This is a genomic window from Pseudomonas donghuensis, assembly GCF_000696345.2.
In the GTDB taxonomy this organism is placed as follows: domain Bacteria; phylum Pseudomonadota; class Gammaproteobacteria; order Pseudomonadales; family Pseudomonadaceae; genus Aquipseudomonas; species Aquipseudomonas donghuensis.
This window is the reverse complement of record NZ_CP071706.1, coordinates 3086060-3103641: the sequence shown is the minus strand read 5'-3', so window position 1 is coordinate 3103641 and position 17582 is coordinate 3086060. Positions and strand designations below refer to the sequence as shown.

Here is a 17582-nt window from a genome sequence, read left to right as displayed (position 1 = left end):
TTTGCCAGCCCAGCCGACAAACTGCGAGTGCTGGGCACCCGGGTGTGGCATTGTCAAAGCAGCAGCGTTTTTACCCGGAATGGACATGAGCGAACAGCGCACCGCCCCGCGCAACATTGGCCTGGACCTGCTCAAGTGGCTGGCAATCATCGCCATGGTCGCCGATCACCTGCGGTTTATCTGGCCCGCCGAGCACTGGCTGTTTGTCGTCGGCCGCCTGGCGTTCCCCTGGTTCTGCCTGGCAATTGCCGCCAACCTGGCGCGCAGCACACCCGGGCACGCCTATACCGCTGCCAATGCCCGCTACGTGCAAGGGCTGGTGGTTTTCGCGCTGCTCTCGGAGTGGCCCTATCGCTGGCTCAATGGCCCGTCGCCGACGCTCAACGTGATGCCGACCCTGGCGCTGGGCTTGTTGGTCGCCTGGGGGCTGCACCATCGCACCCGCAGCAGCGGGCTGGTTGCACTGGCGACGGTAGCGGCCGCGGCGCTGCTGTCGGAGTGGTTGATGTACGGGTTGCCCGGGGTGTTGTTGCCGGGCGCTTTTCTGTTGGCCATGCGCTACCGGTCGCTGACCTGGCTGCTGCCCGCGGTGCTGGCATTGGCAGCGAACCTGACCAACCTGTGGTTGCGCGAGCACCCGCTGCAATTGATCGCGCTCATGGCCCTGGGCACAGCGTTCGTCTCTGCGCCCCTGGGGCTGGCGTTGTTACGGCTGGAGGTGCGGCAGCACCTGTGGCGCGTCGGCCGCTGGGGCTACTGGTTCTATCCATTGCATCTGGCCCTGATCAAAGTGGCCAGCGGCATTGGCTATACTTGAACATCAAGGTACTGGCTCACCGGTCGAAGTAGCGCGGATCCAGGAATATCGATCAGTGAGGGCTTGTTCGGGGCCCCAGGTGGCGCAGCATGATAAAGGTTCACTGGGGCTACTTGTTGTTGGCGGCGATGCTGATCGCCTCTGCCGGCGTGCTGGCCTGGGGCGCTGCGGTGGTCCGGCGACGGCGGCGTGAGGAGCGCATAGCCCGCCAGCATGAGCCCGGCGACGACAAATAAGTCGTCGCTGGGCGAGCAGTTCGAACCCACTCGCGAGCCAGAGGTCTATCGACTACCTGCATGCCACACAGGAAACCCTGCGATGAAACCGCTGACCACGATGTTTGCCGGCCTGGCCCTGCTCGGCGCAATGGCCGCCACGCCAGTGTGGGCCCAGCAGCCTGGCGACGACTGGAAAGTCGACCAGGCCGAAGCCGAGGCGACCCTCAAAGCCGCCGGCTACACCAGGATCATCAAGATTGAGGCCGAAGAGGACCACTGGGAGGGCGAGGGCATCAAGCAAGACGGGATGAAGTATGAATTCAACGTCGATGCCAACAGCGGCAAGATCACCAAGGATGAGAGGGAGTACTGATCCTGGTCTGTGCGCAGCTCAGGTTGTAGCCGCAGGCTTGGCCAGTTGGATGCCCGCCGCCGCCAGCCGCTTGAGAATCTCGAACAACAGGTCACTCTTGGTCGTGGCGACAATGCGCGGGCTGCTGACGTAGCCGGTGACCTTCAAGGTGATGCCCTCTGCGGTGAGGTTACTGAAGCGTACGAACGGCGCAGGTTTGTCGAGGATCGTCTCGTGTTCCAGGTAGGTGTCGTAGAGCAGGGTCTGCACCTGCTCGGGGTCGATGTCCAGAGGGAACACCAGCTCCAGGGTCGCCACCCCCTGGGCACTGCCGCCGAGGGTGACGTTGCGCAGGTTCTGCGAGATCAGTTGCGAGTTGGGCACGATGACGATCGAGCGGTCGCTCAGCTGGATCTCGGTGGCGCGTACGTTGATGCGGCGGATGTCACCCTCGACCCCGCTGATGCTGATCAGGTCGCCAACCTTGACCGGGCGCTCGGTGAGCAGGATCAGGCCGGAGACGAAGTTCTTGACGATCTCCTGCAGACCGAAACCGATGCCCACCGACAGCGCGCTGACGATCCAGGCCAGGTTGGTCCATTTGACCCCCAGCGACGACAGGGTCAGGAGGATCACCAGGGCATAGCCGATGTTGGCGAACAGGGTGCTGAGCGAGGCGCACATGCCCGGGTCCATGTCGGTCTTGGGCAGGAACTCGTTATCCAGCCAGCGGCGCAGGGTGCGGATCAGGTAGATGCCCAGCATCAGGGCCAGCGCCGCATTGAACAGGTGCCCCGGAATGATGTTGAACTGGCGCAAGCCGGCGCCGCTGAGAAACGCGGCGATGTTGCTGATCAGTTGGCCGAGGGTGGTCCCGATACCACCGACGAACAGGGTGATGACCGCCAGCAGCAACAACCCAGCCCGACCGAAACCGCAAATCAGGGTCTCGATCTGATCCAGGCGCCGGTCACCGATGCCCAGCAATTCCTTGAGCGCCTTGCCGCTGGCCTGCCTGGGCGAGAACAGGTATTCGCAGCCGTCCTTGAACGCCTGCATCAGCAGGTAGAAACCGGCCAGCAGGATAAACACCCAGACCACCTCATAGGTGACAAAGCGCGCCAGCGACACATAGCCGGTGAGCAGGGCAATCACCGAGGTGAGCATGGCGATGCTGGCGATGGTGTAGATCACCCCGGCCATGGTCGAGGCGGCTTCCGGCGCGTCACCGGCGGCAGCCATCGCCCGGCGGGTGCTGCTGGTGCGCACCAGCAGGGCGATGATCAGGCCGGTGATCACCGAGGCAGCGATGCCGCGCCCGGCAATGACCAACGGGTTGCTCATGCCGGCGGCGTTGCAAATCTGCACCAGGGTCACCAGCACCAGCAGGGCGCCCGCCAGCCAGCGGGCAAACGGCTGCAAGGCCAGCGCTACCGGGTCGGCGATATCGGGTAGCCGCCAGGAGGGATGCTGGGTCGACAGCAACGCCCGGCTCAACCCTGTGATCAGCACACAGGTATACGCGAGCTTTTCGAATTCCTCCGAGAATGTCGCCAGCATGGCAGGCAACGGCAGGTGGCGGGTGCAGGCGTAAAACAGCAGCTCCAGGGCAACGCCGGTGGCCAGCAGGGTTGCCAGTACCGAGGCCAGGGCCAGCGAGCTGCGGCGCAAGCGGCCCTCGGGCACGCGGTTCATGCAAGCCCAGGCCAGCCAGCGCTCCACCAGCCGGCGGCCCAGGGTCCAGACCAACAGGGCGAGCAACACCAGCACCACGGTGGAGACGCGCTGGCCGGGTTGCCAGACGGCCCCGGCGGTGCTGCCAAGCTCAGCGAAGAACGCCTGCAGGCGCTGGCGGTCGTCGGGCAAGGGGTTGAACACCGGCAACCAGAATGCCGGGTTGAGCAGGCTGTGGGTGCTCAGGGTCAGTTCGCTTTCGAGCATGGTGCGGCGAATGCCGGCAATTTGCGTCAGCAGGTTGGTGGCACTTTCCTTCAGCGTCGCCAGGGTGGTGAGGGTGGCATCCAGGCTGTCCTTCTGTTCGGTGAGTGCCTTGCGTTGCGCGGCAATGTCCGAGGTGCTCGCTACCGGGGCGTCGACCTGCGCCGGGCCCAGCACCTCCAACTGCGCGCGCAACTGCGCCTGTTCAGGTAATAGCGCAGTGGACAGGCGGTCGATATCGACGATCAGCGCCTGCAGTCGATCCTGCGGGCCTTCGAGCTGGTTGTAGTTGTTGGCTTGGGAAATCTGCTGCTTGAGGCTGTCCAGGCGCAGTTGCAAGGCTTGCAGGTCGTTCTGCGTCACCTTGACGGCCGGCGCGGCAGCCGTGGCGGTTGCAGGCGCGGGTGGTTCGGCGGCCTGCCCAAGGGCACTCAGCTGCAGCAGGGCGAGGGTGATGATGCCGATGATCTTAAAAGCATTGCGCATGGTAATGCCCGGTTCGGTAATTGATCTCCCAGCTTTTGAGGGTAGGTCATTACAAGGTATTTGCGCGGGGCATCGGTTGAGGGAAAGCCTTCATTGGCGCTGCTGTGAGGGCTTGCGGGTATGAGAGCGCCGTTCAACCGCCACCACGGCGTTGGCCAGGGCTACCACGCCAGCTTGTAAAAAATATTAATAAGTCATGTCCTTTTAGCCCCGTTTATCAGGGACTTTCAATAACCGATCATCTCGACATCCGTCCCAGGCCTTGCGAGGTGCTCAGCATGTCCCTTGATTTTCAGTTCGATCATTTAGCCTTCAACACATCCGCCGACGGCGATCTTCAGGCTGCGCTGCAAACCTTGCTGGGCGTCGAGCCTGGGCCGAGGCCGGCGTTTCCGTTCCCGGGGCACTGGTTGTACCAGGGTGGCCAGGCGCTGGTGCACCTGATCGAAGGTGAGCACACGCGCTTCAACCACCTGGCCTTGCGCACCGCGCATCCCGCGTCGGCCGTGCTTGAGCGGGTGCGTGCCAGCGGCTTGCCGTACCAGGTCGCGGTGTTGCCGCAAGAACGTGTCTGCCAGGTCTTTGTCAGCCTGCCCGGCGGTCTGGTGCTGGAGCTGGACTGCCCGCTCGACCGGGACGACATAGGCATCAGCCACCACTACCAGCACAGTACCTACGCCCCGGTCTGAGCATCCCCAATCGGAGCACTGCGGTGCTTCTTCGATGCGAGACCACTATGAACAACAAGACAACGCTCGGTCAGAACGCCAGGGTCACCCGCAGCCCGCCAACGTCACGGTTGTGCAAGCGGACCTCCCCGGCGAGGCGATCGGCAATGGTTTGCACGATGGTCAAGCCCAGGCCCGCACCTTGATCGTTGCCGCGGCTGTAGAAGCGCTCGAACACCCGCTCGCGTTCGGCCTCATCGATGCCCGGTCCCTGGTCTTCGACCGACAGCTCGAACCGGCCTGCCTGCTTGCTCAAACGCACGGTGATGACGCCATGGACAGGCGAAAAGTTGGCGGCATTGCTCACCAGGTTGTTCAAGGCGATGGTGATGGCCGAGGCGTCGACGCGGGCCCGGTAGGTGCCTTCTTCGTGGTCGAACACCAGCTCCAGGCCTTGATCGAACAACCAGGGCGTCAGTTGTGCCAAGGCTTCGCGGACGGTATGGGCCAGGTCGATTTCCTGCGCCTGGCGGCTGCCGGTTTGCGGTTCCAGCCGAGCCATGGTCAGCAGTTGGTTGACCAGGCGGCTGGTGCGGTCGACACCGGTGATCAGGTGCTCGAGCGATTCGCGCCGCTGCGCTTGGGTTCCGGCTTCGAGCAGATTTTGCGCATGGACGCGCAGCACCGCCAGAGGGGTACGCATTTCATGGGCAGCATCGGCAATGAAGCGCCGCTCGCGTGCCAGCACGTCCTGGATCTGCGCCAGCATCCGGTTGAGGGCTGCCTGCATCGGCTCAAGCTCGGTCGGCAGAGGCACCAGTTGCAGCGGTTCGAGCGAGCCTGAATGGCGCGCGCGCAAGGTTGCCGCCATGTCCGCCAGCGGTTTGAGGCCCCAGCCGATGGCCAGCCATACCAGGCCCACCAGTATCAGGCTGCCCAGCACGTTGGGCCACAGGGTATGGCGCACGATGCGGCTCACCAGGTCCGTGCGCACATCATCGCGCTCGCCCACCCAGATCCGCAGGTCGGTCTGTTTGTCTTCAAGCAGGAAGGCGCGCCAATGGCGATGCTTGAGGTCAGTGATATCGCTGAAGCCGGTCGTGCTCGGCGGCACCTCGAAGCTGGGCGCGCTAGCGGTATGCACTAGGCGCTCGCCCTGCGGGTTCCAGACCTGAAACGCCAGCTTGCTTTCGTAAGGATGGCCGTCGACCTTGGGTTCCGCCTCGCCCAGTGCCTGGTTGAAGGCCCGGTACAGCGCGGCATGTTCCTCGCTGGTCAGCGGCATACGCATCACACCCTGGAGCAGGCGTGCGTTCTGGGCCAACTGGGCATCATATACTTCGGCAATCTCATGGTTGCTGTCGTGCAGGTTGAGCGCGCTGATGATCAGCAGCCCGGCCAGCATCAGGCCGATGATCAGGCTCAGGGTACGGCGCCGGATCGAGGTCATGGGCGGTCCTCCACCAGGTAACCGACACCGCGTACGGTGCGGATCAGGTCAGTGGAGAACTTCTTGCGCAGGTGGTGGATGTGCACCTCGAGGGTATTGCTCTCGGCCTCTTCGTTCCAGCCATACAACAACTGGACCAGCCGCTCACGGGTCATCACCCGTCCCGGTGGCGACAACAGTTCGTGCAGCAATTGGTACTCTTTGGGGGTAAGCGCCACGGCCTGGCCGTGGTAGGTAACCTGTTGGCTGCCAGGGTCCAGGGTGATACCGGCGTGCTCGATCAATGCCCGGGCGCGCCCGGCGCTTCGGCGCAGCAGGGCCCGCAACCGGGCTTTCAATTCGGCCAGGTCAAAGGGCTTGACCAGGTAATCGTCGGCGCCGGCATCCAGGCCGGCAATACGGTCTTCGGTGGCATCCCGGGCCGTGAGGATCAGTACGGGCACCGTCGCTCCGTTGTGACGCATGCGCCGCAGTACTTCCAGGCCGTCCAGGCGCGGTAAGCCGAGGTCGAGAACCACCAGGTCGAAGGTTTCGCTGAGCAACGAATGCAGGGCGCTGCTACCGTCGTGCAGCCAGTCGACGGTATAGCCTTCACGGCTCAGCGCGTGATCGATCCCTTCGCCAAGCGCGGCATCGTCCTCAATCAGTAATAGGCGCACTGCAACTCCACTCAGTCGATGTTCTTGTTGACGTCGCCCAGCAAGGTCTCGATCTCCTTGCGCCGCCCGGCGTCGGCACTTTCGCGACCTGGACGGGGCGCCGCCAGCAGGGCTTTTTGCAAGGCAGAGCGGGCTTCGCTGTATTTCTTCTGACGGTAGAGGTGATCCCCCCAGAAGTACAGGCTGTCGATACCGTCAGGGTTGATGTGCAGTGCCTGTTGGAGCAATTGTTCGGCTTTGTCGGTATCGCCAAAGCCAATGGGCCAGCCCGGTACCCGGTCGTACAGCGCGGCCAGGCTGGTGTAGGCCGAGCCCTGTAATGCTTGCGGGTCCAGGGCCAGGGCTTTTTCCAGGTCGGCCCTGGCAGCCTTGACCTTGCCCAGCGCGCCCAGACCACCCTGAGCACCGGCCCAGCTACTGATGACAATACCAGACCAGATCCATGCTTCAGCGGCGCCGGGGCGCTCCCGGGCGAAGGCCGAGGCTTGGCTTGCGAGCTGTTCAAAGGCGACGCTGCGCTGCTCGGCAGGCAGCTGATACTGGATTTGCGCCCAGCGTTGCTGGATATCATTCAGGCGCTGCTGGTCGGGAGCGTCCAGCGCGGCCCAGGCGCCTTGGCTGAGCAGGCCGAGCAGCAGGCAAGTGGCAAGTGTTCTCATGGTTTGAAGTGCTCCTTGTCAGGCTTTTGGCTCAGGCGGCGGATCAAGGGTAGTTGCTTGCGCAAGCCGCGATCCACCAGATGGGGCAGCAAGCTGTTCAGACGCACGAAGAAGCGTTCTGGCCAGCCCAGGTACAAGTCCCGGCGATCACCGGCAATAGCGTTCAACACCGCTGAAGCGACGGTTTGCGGGTCATCGACACTGGACTTGAGCGCGTCATTGAGGGCCTGGGCTGCGGTGCTGTTCATGGCCGTGCGGGTGGCCCGGGGCGCGACGTACAACACCGTGACGCTGGTGTCGGCCAGCTCGCGTCGCAGCGCTTCGGAAAACCCGCGCAAGGCAAATTTGCTGGCGCTGTAGCTGGCATAGCCGGGGTAGCCAATGGAGCCGTAGGTCGAGCCGACGTTGACCACCATGGCACTCTTGGCTTTGCGCAGCAGGGGCAGCAAGGTTTTAGTCAGGCAGATCGGTGCGCCGATGTTGACTGCTAGCAAGGCATGAATCTCGCTGTCGTCCAGTTGCTCGAGCATGGCGAAGTGGTTCACACCTGCGGCGTTGATCAGCAAGTTGATACCACCCATGGCCTGGGCCATGGCCAGTACTTTCTTGCGATCGCTGGCAAATGTCAGGTCGGCATCTACCCAGCAGAGGTTGTGCGCGAAGCGCGCAAGCAACGGTTCCAGGGCCTGACGATGGCGGGACACTGCCAGCACCTGGGCACCGCTGGCGCACAGCCCTTCGCAGATCGCCAGGCCAATGCCGCCCGAGGCGCCGGTCAATACCACGCGAGCTTCAGACAGGCGCATGCTTGGGCTCCCCGTCTCGCGGCAAGCCGCGGAACATATCGGTATAGAGCGCGTAGACCACTTTTGATGCATGAATGACCGCCTGCTGGTCAAGCGGATCGTCCAACCTGTCCATGAGTCGGCGGTAGGTCTGCATATGTTCGATGTCCAGCGCACCATGGGAGTCGAGGTAGCTGAAGGCGCTCTCAGGCAGGCCCAGGTGTTGGCGAATGCTGCCAGCGGCATGGGTCGCCAGGGCGATGCTGGTGCCTTCCAGAACGTTGACCATGCCGAACAAGCCAACCGGGTTGTCCCGGGCGATCAGGTCGTAGAGGTAACTAACCATCAGCTCGATCGGCAGCGACGGACGCCCGTCACGCACCGCCGCCGGGTCGCCACCGCAGGCCTGAATGTCATTGAGCACCCAGGCCTCGTGCCCGTATTCGTCCTCAATGTACTCGCAGACCGCCTTGCGCAGCCATTCCAGGCGCATTGGCAGGCGTGCGCCGCAGGCCATCATCAACGGCACGGTGTGCCGCACGTGGTAGTAAGCCTGGGCCAGGAACGCCTGGTAGCTTGCCAGGCTGACCTGGCCATCGAGCGCATCGCGAATGATTGGCAGGTTGAACAGCGTCTGACGCTCGTGGTGGGTGGCCTGTTGCAGGGTGTCGAAAAAACTCATGATGTGCTGTCCTCATCGCGGAAGGTGTCAGTTAGCTGCGCGCGGTAGCGTTCGACAATCTGCTCACGGCGCGCCCGGCCATTGGCCGTGAGCAAGCCATTGGCGTAGGTGAATGGTTGCTCCAGGCGGCTCCAGCGGTGAACCCGGGCGTAGTCGGGCAGCGCCTGATTGGCTTGGGCGACGGCGGTGGCCAGCTCGCAGTCAGTGCAGTCCGGACGATGGGGCCAAAGCAAGGCATGGTTGTGCGCCATGGCTTCGCCGTAGACGAAGGCCTGAGCGATCGGGCCGCGTTGGGTCAGTTCGGTCTCGACCCATTCCGGGTTGACGTTACGGCCGAAGCTGGTGACGAACTGATGTTTTTTGCGACCCTTGAGGTAAAGAAAACCTTCGTGGTCGAACTCGCCCAGGTCGCCACTGGGCCACCATTCGCCGCTGTACGGGGGCTCACCGAGGTAGCCGAGCAAGTTTGAGCCCTTGATCAACACTTCACCGTCGTCGGCCAAGCGCACCTGCAGATGAGGCAGCGGCTGGCCAACACTGCCTGGGCGCAACGCCTGAGGTCGATTAAGGCACACTACCGATGCGCATTCCGATAAACCGTAGCCTTCGTACACGGGGATGCCGACGCATTGGGCGCGCTTGAGCAGCGCGGCCGATACCCGCGCACCGCCCACCGCGGCAAACCGCAATGAACGCGGGTCGAAGCGATGCTGTTCGGCGGCGCTGACCAATAACAGCAGCAGTTGCGGCACCAGGATCACACTGTGCGGTGCTCGGGCTGCCAGTACCCCGAGCAGGCGTGGCACATCGACGCCGCTGGCGCCCTGGATACCCAGGGTGTGCAGCCCGGGCACACTCAAGGTCGCGCCGCTAATCAGGGCGGCGTAGCACCCCAGGTTTTCCAGGAGAATCGCCAGTGATAGCAGCGCCAGGTGATGACGCGGGTCGGTCAGCGCGCTGGCCGCGCTCAGTTCGCGGGCGACGCTGAGCATGCTATCGGCGCTCAAACACACCCCTTTGGGCGTGCCCGTGGTGCCGGAGGTAAAGGTCACCTTGGCGGTGCCTGCCGGCAGCCGTTGCGAGCCGTCATAGTGCTTGTGCCAGAACGCACCGACCTTTTCATAACCGCTTGCCTGCAACTCGACTTGCAGCGCAGGTTCAGCGATGACCAGGCTGGCCTGGCTCAGTGCCAGGCAATGGCTGCGTTGCGCCATGCTGAAGAACGGCGGCAAGGGCAGGCAGGTCACCCCCTCGAACAACAACGCCAGGTCCCAGAGCAACGCGTCGACGCCATTGTCCAGCGCCAGGGCAACCACCGTAGCCCGCTCATCGCGCAATTGTTGCTGGCGGTACCGCACTTCGGCGTACAGCGCGGCATAGCTCAGCTTCAACTCATCGCCCCACAGGGCGATGACAGTGGCGTTGTGCTTGGCATGGTGGCGCAGGGTCTGCGCGAAGCGCTGCAGTTCAGGCGACATGACCGCCCTCCAGATGAGCGCTCGGCAACCCGAGTCGATTGAACAGGCCGGTGTTGTGCAGATGAACGAAGCCTGCGCGGATGTTGCCGACATGCACCTTTGGCTGGCTTTGGTAGTAGCTGCCCCAACTGTGGCGCTCTTCGCCCAGTCGTAGCGGGTCTGCGGTGCACAGTGTCTGAGGCTTGAGGCCCAGGCGATGAAAGCTGTTGACCAGACCGATGCTGCCGGTGAACGTGACCCACTCCAGCCCGCCCATGGCCAGCAGGTAGGTTATGGTGATGATGCTCAGGCGTGCGCTGCCGGTGTCCGCAGCGGCCAGGTTGCCGACTTCGACAATTGCCCCGCGCTCTACCGACTGCGCCTGAGCGGCGCTGATCATGCGCTCGATCGGCTCGTCCAGGTAACACTCGAGAAACAGCGGCTCGGCGCCTGCCAGGCGTATACCGGCCACGGCACAAAGCGTTCCTGCCACGCTGCTGAGCGCAAACAGTTCGGGCATGAAGTGGCGGATCTGCGCGCCATGGACCTTGCCAAAGCGCTGCTGGATGAAGGCTTCAAACAGTGGGCGAGGGCCTTCGCCGGGGAGCGCCCTGGCCAGCATCATGGTTGTCGCGTGCGCAGTACCGAAGCACAGGGGCAGGGGAATATTCCAGTCAAAGTCCGGCATGGGTCGATGCCTCCCACAATTAGCAATGGCAGGAGTATCCGGGGCAATTCTTAACGGAGTCTGAAGATGGTCAAAGCAGCAGGGCGGGGCGTTCTTGAGCGTGCCTGCGGTTCTGGATGTGTTTGGATCTATGCTCAAGCGTATGCTAGCCAAGCGCCAGGCACATGCATGGATCGAGCATGTGGCGGCCACCTTGTTTCTAACTGGCAGAGAGGAATGCGCATGACCATCGATTGGAGCAACTTCACCCCCTGGACGGCATTGCTCGGCGGTCTGTTGATCGGTGGCGCGGCCAATTTGTACATGCTCTTGAATGGGCGCGTGGCGGGTATCAGCGGGATGCTCGGCAGCCTTCTGGAAAAACACGGCGAAGGCAAAGGGGAGAAAGCGCTGTTCCTCCTCGGGGTGGTGCTATCGCTCTTGCTGTGGTGGGTGTTCGCCGAGGGGCCGGTCGTGCAGTTTGAGACCGGTTGGCTTGGCTTGCTGGTGGCCGGCGTTCTGGTCGGGGTGGGTACCCGCTACGCCGCCGGTTGCACCAGCGGGCACGGTGTCTGCGGCGTGGCGCGGCTAGCGCCTCGTTCACTGCTGGCCACGCTGTGTTTCATGTCCGCAGGCTTTGCTGTGGTGTTCATCGTTCGTCATCTGCTCGGAGCCTGATCATGCTACGGCTTATGGCCTTTATTTGCGGTGTCCTGTTTGGCCTTGGCCTGTTGCTGTCGGGCATGGTCAACCCGGCCAAGGTGCTGGGTTTTCTGGATCTGGCCGGGCAATGGGATCCATCACTTGGGATGGTCATGCTCGGTGCGATCGGGATTGGCTTGATACCCATGCAATGGGGCCGCAAACAAACACGCTCGCTGCTAGGCGCGCCGATGTGCATGCCGACGTCGCGGACCCTGGACCGCAGGTTGGTGGGCGGCAGCCTGCTGTTTGGCATCGGTTGGGGGATTGCCGGTATTTGCCCCGGGCCATCACTGGCGCTGTTACTGAGCGGCCACTGGCAAATCATTATTTTTGTGCTCGCGATGCTGGCGGGCATGGTGCTTTTCAATGCCCTGGAAAGCCGGCGTACGCGCTGATCTACTGCAACAGCAGGCCTGCCCACATCGAGGTGATAATCAGCAGCTGTCCAACAATGACATAAGCGCCGAACCTGGGCCCACCGCTGGTCCAGGCCAGCACGCACTTGGTCAGCGTATTGCTGCTCATGGCTGTCAGTGCGGGGATCGCGATGTCTGCCACTGGCAGTTGCCCTGACTTCACCACCGAGGCGATCGACGCTGCCGTTGCATGCGCATCGGCCAGGCCGCTCAGCAACGCGGCGATCAGTACACCTTTGTGTCCAAGGCTGGCTAGAAGCGCCGATGAGAGCAGGGTGATGCCGGTCACTGCCGCCGTGACCACAAGGGCGACCTTGAGATTGAAAGCGCCGTCCCCAACCTTGCTTGCAGCCGGCACAAGCGAAGGATTCCAGGGGGCTAGCAGCAGGGAACCGCAGACCACTGTCGTCAATGCCGCCAACAGCATCGGCGCCCATAACGCCCCCACGTACGCCGGGTCGACGGCCCCCAGCACCAGACCGAGCAAGGCAACAGTCGCCAGGTTGGAAAACAGCGCTGCAGCGCTGAGCGCTTTGACAGATGATGGTTCCCTTCGGGCTAAATGCCCCATCAGGGCGATGGTCGCCGAGCCAGAAGCAAATCCTGATGCAATGGCACTCAAGGTATAGCCATAGCGCTCGCCCACCATGCGCATGGCAATATGGCCCAGTGCCCCGGCCCCCATCAGCAGCACGGTCAGGGTGCAGATGGTGCGCGGATTGATGGCGCCAAACGGGCCGAAGAAGCGATCTGGCGTCAAGGGCAGGATGACCAATGCCCCAGTCAGCAGGATCAACCCGTCGCGAACTTCGGTTTCGGTCAATTGCTGGAGGGCAAAACGGTGCAGTTCTTGCCTGAGCGCCAAAACAACCGTAAGCACCACGCCGATGGCGATCGCCAATTCTGGCTGCTCATGACACAAGGCACCGAGCAGCAAGACGAACAGCAGGGCGATTTCACTGGTGATGCCTGGATCCTTGCCAGCGTGTTTCCAGTAGGCGACGGCAATGATGAGAGCCAGCGCGATACTCATGACAGCCACTAACATCGCCCCCGCGACGGCCATGCAGACGTAGCCCAGCACCGAGGTGATGGCAAAGGTCCTGAGGCCGGCAAATGCGCGATGCTCGCCGCTGCCTTTCTTGCGTTCACGCTCAAGGCCAACCAGCATTCCTATGCCCAAGGCTGCAGCGAGGTGCGTAATGTCCAGGGTTTCAAGCATGATGGCGGCATCGAGGCACAGGGGAGGGCAGGCGTGCTAACCGCTTGGGTTGAGCTGCAGTCCTTCCCGGATTATAGCGTTGTCGCCGGGCCTTCACCGTAGCGTTGACTTACCAACTACCTGCGCACGCTCAGCTAGCATCGTCAGGGAGTGCGGGGCGTTGACTCGAGCATGGAGGCGATCGACGAAGGTTGTCGCTTCTTCAAGACTTTGAAAACTCACCCTCCAGACATCCAGGTGCACCCACCAACGGTTCTGACGTGGATGGCTTTCAATGTAGATGTTCATTGAGGCTACTCCGTTCATTCAGGGCGTAATGGCGACCTTCATGACGCCGTCGCGTTGATGGGCAAACAGGTCGTAGGCGGCTTCAATGTCGTCCAGCTTGAAGCGGTGGGTCACCAATGGCGCCAAGTCAATGCGTGCGCTGGCGATGACTTCCATCAAGCGTCGCATACGCTCCTTGCCACCGGGGCACAGCGTGGTAACGATGTTGTAGTCACCCAGGCCGGCCGCAAACGCATCGAGGGGAATGCGCAAGTCTGAAGCGTAGACACCGAGGCTGGACAAGGTGCCTGCGGGCCGTAACACCCGCAGCGCGGATTCAAACGTCGATTGGCTGCCAAGTGCTTCAATCGCGACATCGACACCACGGCCGTGAGTTATCGCCATGATCTGCTCGACGACATTGCCCTGGGTGTAATCGACCAGGTGTGAAGCGCCAAGCTGGCGGGCCACGCTCATGCGCGCGCTCACGCTATCAACACCGATAATCGTGCCGGCACCTTTCAAGCGGGCACCGGCGACCGCACACAAGCCAATAGGGCCCAGGGCAAAGACCGCGACCGTATCGCCGATTTTCACATCACCGCGTTCGGCACCGCTGAACCCGGTGGACATGATGTCCGGGCACATCAGAACCTGTTCATCACTGAGGTTATCGGGTATCAACGACAGGTTGGCCATGGCGTCGGGTACCCGAACATACTCGGCCTGGCAGCCATCGATGGTGTTGCCGAACTTCCAGCCACCGATGGCCTTGAAGCCATGGAGGGTGCCGGGCCCATCCTGGGAAGAGCACCCACACAGGCAGGCATTGCTATAGCCGCTTGGGGTGATTGCGCCGGCAATGACCCGCTGTCCTTCGCTAAAGCCTTGAACCTGGGCGCCGAGCTTTTCAATGATGCCAACGGGCTCATGACCGATGGTCAAACCCTTGGCGACAGGGTATTCACCGCGCAGGATGTGGACATCGGTGCCACAGATGGTGGTGGTTGTGAGGCGCACCAACGCGTCACTCGGGCCGATGTCGGGAATAGGCTTTTGCTCCAGCACTATCCTGTTTTTCTCCACAAAAACTGCAGCTTTCATGGTCGCCATGGCATCGGTTCCTCTTCGGGAGCGTGGCATTCACCTTGGTTTAGCCTGCGCGCAAAACCAGCGAATCGATTGACCCGGATCAAGGATCCAAGGCTATTTTCACTAGTCGGGTTACCGTGCGTCGGACGACATCGCCTGGTATGGCCTTCAGCAACGCAGTGGGCCATTGCGCGTTGCATTGCATCGCGAGCTTGATGCAAATCAATCGTTCAGCGTTGGACGGATGCAGGATGGTATGTACCTGCTCATTACTTCGCCCGAGGTGAGTCATGTCTGACGTTCAACGCTTGTTGCTGATTGCTCCGTCGTGTGGGTAGAGAATGTCCTGGAGGAAATGCTGACTCACTTGAAAGAACAGCCCTTTACCATGCTGGTAAAGGATATCGAGCAGGAATCGCGCCTGATGCGGGCGATGTTCAGCACGCTGGATATCCGGCTGTTGCGCGAAAGCAGAACACCGTTGCACTTTGTCAGCGAGGCCAGCCACGCCCTACCGCGCAAAATACTGGCAGCGGTTGATCTGTCACGCCCTGAGGATCAATTCCAAGGGTTCAATGACCGTATCATCAATGAAGCGTTGAAATTGGCCATGCAATGCCAGGCGCAAGTGGAAATCCTGTATGCCTACGACCTGACCTCTATGCAAACGGATGCAGAAAACCTGGGGCGTAGCGCCTTTGTGTTTGGCTCCAATGTGGCCGAACGTCTGCATGAAGCCCAAAGCGATGCCTTTCGCCAGTTGGCCGCGCGCAATGGTATCGATCCAGAGAGTTGCCACATGATCATGGGCGACCCGACAAAAGTCTTGAGTGCCTTTTGCCGGGATCACGGCACCGATATCGTGGTGATGGGGCGGGTGCACCACCGTGGTTTGGCCAAGTACATTGGTAGCACGGTTGAAAGGGTACTCTACAAGATGCCCAGCAGTGTCCTGGTGATCACGCCGGATGCTCCGGTGGCCTGACAACGGCGTGCCTCAGCGTGGTTCCGCGGCCCGGATGCTGCCTGGCAACGCTCATCACAGCAATGAAAGCCGATGGATAACCTGGCACGCATAGCTGGGGTCACGCACGGTCGAGAAACCAAACTCGCGAGCCAGATCGCGCATCGCCGTATTAGCCGCCGAGTCGATCGAGAACAGGCTTGTGTAGCCGTTCGCCCGCGCCTTGTCGATGAGGTGGCCAAGTAGCAGTGACCCCAGGCCGCGATGCTTCCATTGATCATCAACGGTAACCGCGCATTCACACTCATCCGCTTCAGGGCTGGCTGCATAGCGACTGATACCGACCTCCAGGAGTTCGCCATTGACGTGTGCCAACGCCACGTACGCCACATGCTGACGCATGTCGATGGTCATCAACTGATCCAGCATCGCTTGCCCCGGCTCTGTGATTTGCGACAAAAAGCGAAAGTGCCGCGACTCTGGAGAAAGGCGCATGATGAAGGCTTTTTCTCGCTCGCGATCCTCGGCGCGCAACGGCCTGATGAGGACATGTCCACCCTCCTTTAGCGGCTCGATCCAGTGTTCGCCTTGTACAGGCGCAAAGGCGGGGGTAGAGGGTGTTTGCGCAGAGGGCTGGGGTGCCATGGGGGTTACTCCGAAGCGATCGAGAGGTTGGAAAGCACCTCCCTTGTCTACACCTGTCACAAGCTGCGTGTTTGATTTACGTCAAGTGAAGATGCATCGACGACTGCCTTATGAGCGCTCGGCAGAACCGCGCCATCGCCGCGCACGCTGCGAGCAGCGATGGGGCGTCCAGGGCGTAGGCAATGCGCAAGTAAGGTCCAAGGCCGAAGGCGCTGCCATGCACCACGGCAACCTGCGCCTCTTCCAGCAAGGCCAGCGCCACGTCTTCATCACTGGCCAGATAACGGCCAGCCGGGGTGGTCTTGCCGATCAGCGCCGCGCAGCTGGCAAAGGCATAGATGGCAGCATCCGGCGTTGCGCAATGGATCCCCGGCATGCCAGCGAACTTACGCCTGCCTCATGCGATAGGTCGTGGCGCTCCAGTAGCTATTGCCATTGCGCTGTTGGCGAACCCAGCCGGCAGCTTCCAACTGCTTGGCGATCAGCTGATTCATGATTCCGTGGCCAAGCAGTAGTACGGGCCCCTCATCCGCAAGGGATTGAAGTCGTTGCGCTGCTTGGTTGGCCCGCAGTTTGGCCTTGCGGGCAGACTCAACCGTGCCTGAGAAACCGCACAACCATAAGACACGAAGAATGAATGCCCAGGTGAAGGGGGAAAGACGCGGCAGCGCCCAGCGGCCATGAGGCAGTTGCGCCTCGCAGAAAACCGCGTCGACCAGAATGGGCTGCAAGCCCAGCGCTCGCACGGAGGTCAGTGCCCGGGGCGCGGTGCTCGAGACAATCACTTTGGCGGTAGCCGCCAGCTCAACGCTAACCTGTGGTGCGGGCTGGTTTTTGACTTCGGAGCATTCGTACTGCTCGATCCAGCGCTGCATCTCGAGCGCTGAAATCTTGCCGGAGGTGGCCAGGTCTGGCTGACCATGACGCATCAAGATGATTTCCCTATGCACGGTGTTCCAATCCTTGATTTGTTCTTGCGTGAGAAGGCGTTACCTACAGGTTTTCTCTCAGTTGGGAGAGCTGTTCAGCTTCTGCAGCTCAATTTGCTCGGCGGCACTGCGTTCAAGGTTGATGCGCTCCTCATCGAGATACTGATAAATACTCTGGAGGCTGACGATTTTCTGTTTGATCTCTGCCATCTTCTTTTCAATCAGCTTCGCGCCGGCCGCACAGTCGATCAGCTTGTTGCGCTGCGCATCGAGAATCTCGCCAATTTCCCCGAGGGAAAACCCCATGCCCTGTGCGCGCTGGATAAAGTCCAGGTCCTGCAGTGTTTGCGTGGTGTAGATGCGGTAGTTGTTAGTCCGCCGCTGGGGCGAGATCAAGCCGATTTGTTCGTAGTAACGAAGGGTGTGCCGACTTGCCCCGCTACGAGCCTCCAGTTCGCCGATTCTCATGAAAACACCGCTTGACTGTAGAGTTGGGTCGATAGT

Annotated in this window: 21 protein-coding genes and 1 pseudogene; 7 read left to right on the top strand and 15 right to left on the bottom strand. The window is 61.7% G+C overall.

The window, feature by feature from the left end; genetic code table 11:
- Nucleotides 1-79 precede the first annotated feature (79 nt).
- The 3 genes from BV82_RS14595 (at nucleotide 80) to BV82_RS14585 (ending at nucleotide 1408) form a co-directional block, all read left to right on the top strand.
- Entirely contained in the window at nucleotides 80-817 is a 738-nt protein-coding gene (locus tag BV82_RS14595) for a TraX family protein (protein ID WP_036997176.1), read from the top strand.
- Between the two features lie 89 nt (nucleotides 818-906).
- Nucleotides 907-1053 (top strand): hypothetical protein, encoded by a 147-nt coding sequence (locus tag BV82_RS14590; RefSeq protein WP_158491197.1) that lies wholly within the window; start codon nucleotides 907-909, stop codon nucleotides 1051-1053.
- Nucleotides 1054-1135: 82 nt separating this feature from the next.
- On the top strand, nucleotides 1136-1408 hold the full coding sequence (locus BV82_RS14585) for a PepSY domain-containing protein (protein ID WP_010220113.1): 273 nt from the start codon (nucleotides 1136-1138) through the stop codon (nucleotides 1406-1408).
- Between the two features lie 18 nt (nucleotides 1409-1426).
- Here the strand turns inward: BV82_RS14585 and BV82_RS14580 are convergent, their stop codons facing one another.
- Entirely contained in the window at nucleotides 1427-3811 is a 2385-nt protein-coding gene (locus BV82_RS14580; protein ID WP_010220112.1) for a DUF3772 domain-containing protein, read from the bottom strand.
- A 278-nt stretch (nucleotides 3812-4089) separates the two neighbouring features.
- Here BV82_RS14580 and BV82_RS14575 point away from each other — a divergent pair, with 278 nt between their 5' ends.
- Nucleotides 4090-4500: a VOC family protein gene (locus tag BV82_RS14575; protein WP_036997178.1), complete on the top strand. Its 411-nt coding sequence runs from the start codon at nucleotides 4090-4092 to the stop codon at nucleotides 4498-4500.
- 70 nt (nucleotides 4501-4570) lie between these two features.
- Here BV82_RS14575 and BV82_RS14570 read toward each other — a convergent pair whose 3' ends face one another.
- The 7 genes from BV82_RS14570 to BV82_RS14540 are packed head-to-tail and all read right to left on the bottom strand — an operon-like array spanning nucleotide 4571 to nucleotide 10859.
- Nucleotides 4571-5929 (bottom strand): sensor histidine kinase, encoded by a 1359-nt coding sequence (locus BV82_RS14570; protein ID WP_036997180.1) that lies wholly within the window; start codon nucleotides 5927-5929, stop codon nucleotides 4571-4573.
- Nucleotides 5926-6588 (bottom strand): response regulator, encoded by a 663-nt coding sequence (locus tag BV82_RS14565; RefSeq protein ID WP_036997182.1) that lies wholly within the window; start codon nucleotides 6586-6588, stop codon nucleotides 5926-5928. The genes BV82_RS14570 and BV82_RS14565 overlap by 4 nt, the downstream gene beginning before the upstream one ends.
- Nucleotides 6589-6599: 11 nt before the next feature.
- Nucleotides 6600-7247: a tetratricopeptide repeat protein gene (locus BV82_RS14560; RefSeq protein WP_036997185.1), complete on the bottom strand. Its 648-nt coding sequence runs from the start codon at nucleotides 7245-7247 to the stop codon at nucleotides 6600-6602.
- Entirely contained in the window at nucleotides 7244-8053 is an 810-nt protein-coding gene (locus BV82_RS14555) for an SDR family oxidoreductase (protein WP_036997188.1), read from the bottom strand. The genes BV82_RS14560 and BV82_RS14555 overlap by 4 nt, the downstream gene beginning before the upstream one ends.
- Nucleotides 8040-8714: an iron-containing redox enzyme family protein gene (locus BV82_RS14550; protein WP_036997190.1), complete on the bottom strand. Its 675-nt coding sequence runs from the start codon at nucleotides 8712-8714 to the stop codon at nucleotides 8040-8042. Before BV82_RS14550 ends, BV82_RS14555 begins: the two co-directional genes overlap by 14 nt.
- Nucleotides 8711-10192 (bottom strand): AMP-binding protein, encoded by a 1482-nt coding sequence (locus BV82_RS14545; RefSeq protein ID WP_036997192.1) that lies wholly within the window; start codon nucleotides 10190-10192, stop codon nucleotides 8711-8713. The genes BV82_RS14550 and BV82_RS14545 overlap by 4 nt, the downstream gene beginning before the upstream one ends.
- Nucleotides 10182-10859, bottom strand: a complete 678-nt coding sequence (locus tag BV82_RS14540) for a thermostable hemolysin (RefSeq protein ID WP_036997194.1) — start codon at nucleotides 10857-10859, stop codon at nucleotides 10182-10184. The genes BV82_RS14545 and BV82_RS14540 overlap by 11 nt, the downstream gene beginning before the upstream one ends.
- Before the next feature lie 222 nt (nucleotides 10860-11081).
- Between BV82_RS14540 and BV82_RS14535 the strand changes: the two genes are divergently transcribed.
- Together BV82_RS14535 and BV82_RS14530 are read left to right on the top strand one after the other, a co-directional pair.
- Nucleotides 11082-11516, top strand: coding sequence for a YeeE/YedE family protein (locus BV82_RS14535; RefSeq protein WP_010220102.1), 435 nt, complete (start codon nucleotides 11082-11084; stop codon nucleotides 11514-11516).
- Nucleotides 11517-11518: 2 nt separating this feature from the next.
- Complete coding sequence (locus BV82_RS14530; RefSeq protein ID WP_026001126.1) at nucleotides 11519-11938, top strand: YeeE/YedE family protein; 420 nt, start codon at nucleotides 11519-11521, stop codon at nucleotides 11936-11938.
- Between the two features lies 1 nt (nucleotide 11939).
- Here the strand turns inward: BV82_RS14530 and BV82_RS14525 are convergent, their stop codons facing one another.
- The 3 genes from BV82_RS14525 to BV82_RS14515 all read right to left on the bottom strand — a co-directional run bounded on the left by BV82_RS14525 (nucleotide 11940) and on the right by BV82_RS14515 (nucleotide 14561).
- Nucleotides 11940-13181 carry an MgtC/SapB family protein gene (locus tag BV82_RS14525; protein ID WP_026001125.1) on the bottom strand — a complete coding sequence of 414 codons (1242 nt, stop codon included), beginning with the start codon at nucleotides 13179-13181 and terminating at the stop codon, nucleotides 11940-11942.
- Between the two features lie 93 nt (nucleotides 13182-13274).
- Nucleotides 13275-13469 (bottom strand): hypothetical protein, encoded by a 195-nt coding sequence (locus tag BV82_RS14520; protein WP_081492750.1) that lies wholly within the window; start codon nucleotides 13467-13469, stop codon nucleotides 13275-13277.
- Between the two features lie 18 nt (nucleotides 13470-13487).
- Entirely contained in the window at nucleotides 13488-14561 is a 1074-nt protein-coding gene (locus tag BV82_RS14515; protein WP_036997196.1) for an NAD(P)-dependent alcohol dehydrogenase, read from the bottom strand.
- 334 nt (nucleotides 14562-14895) lie between these two features.
- Between BV82_RS14515 and BV82_RS14510 the strand changes: the two genes are divergently transcribed.
- Complete coding sequence (locus BV82_RS14510; RefSeq protein WP_051636830.1) at nucleotides 14896-15525, top strand: universal stress protein; 630 nt, start codon at nucleotides 14896-14898, stop codon at nucleotides 15523-15525.
- A gap of 54 nt (nucleotides 15526-15579) precedes the next feature.
- Here the strand turns inward: BV82_RS14510 and BV82_RS14505 are convergent, their stop codons facing one another.
- The 4 genes and pseudogenes from BV82_RS14505 to BV82_RS14490 all read right to left on the bottom strand — a co-directional run bounded on the left by BV82_RS14505 (nucleotide 15580) and on the right by BV82_RS14490 (nucleotide 17546).
- Nucleotides 15580-16149, bottom strand: a complete 570-nt coding sequence (locus tag BV82_RS14505; RefSeq protein WP_036997198.1) for a GNAT family N-acetyltransferase — start codon at nucleotides 16147-16149, stop codon at nucleotides 15580-15582.
- 76 nt (nucleotides 16150-16225) lie between these two features.
- Nucleotides 16226-16522: pseudogene (locus tag BV82_RS14500) on the bottom strand (aminotransferase class I/II-fold pyridoxal phosphate-dependent enzyme); the annotation flags it as partial.
- A gap of 13 nt (nucleotides 16523-16535) precedes the next feature.
- Nucleotides 16536-17099: a histidine phosphatase family protein gene (locus BV82_RS14495; RefSeq protein ID WP_036997200.1), complete on the bottom strand. Its 564-nt coding sequence runs from the start codon at nucleotides 17097-17099 to the stop codon at nucleotides 16536-16538.
- A gap of 57 nt (nucleotides 17100-17156) precedes the next feature.
- On the bottom strand, nucleotides 17157-17546 hold the full coding sequence (locus BV82_RS14490; RefSeq protein WP_036997202.1) for a MerR family transcriptional regulator: 390 nt from the start codon (nucleotides 17544-17546) through the stop codon (nucleotides 17157-17159).
- Between the last annotated feature and the right edge of the window lie 36 nt (nucleotides 17547-17582).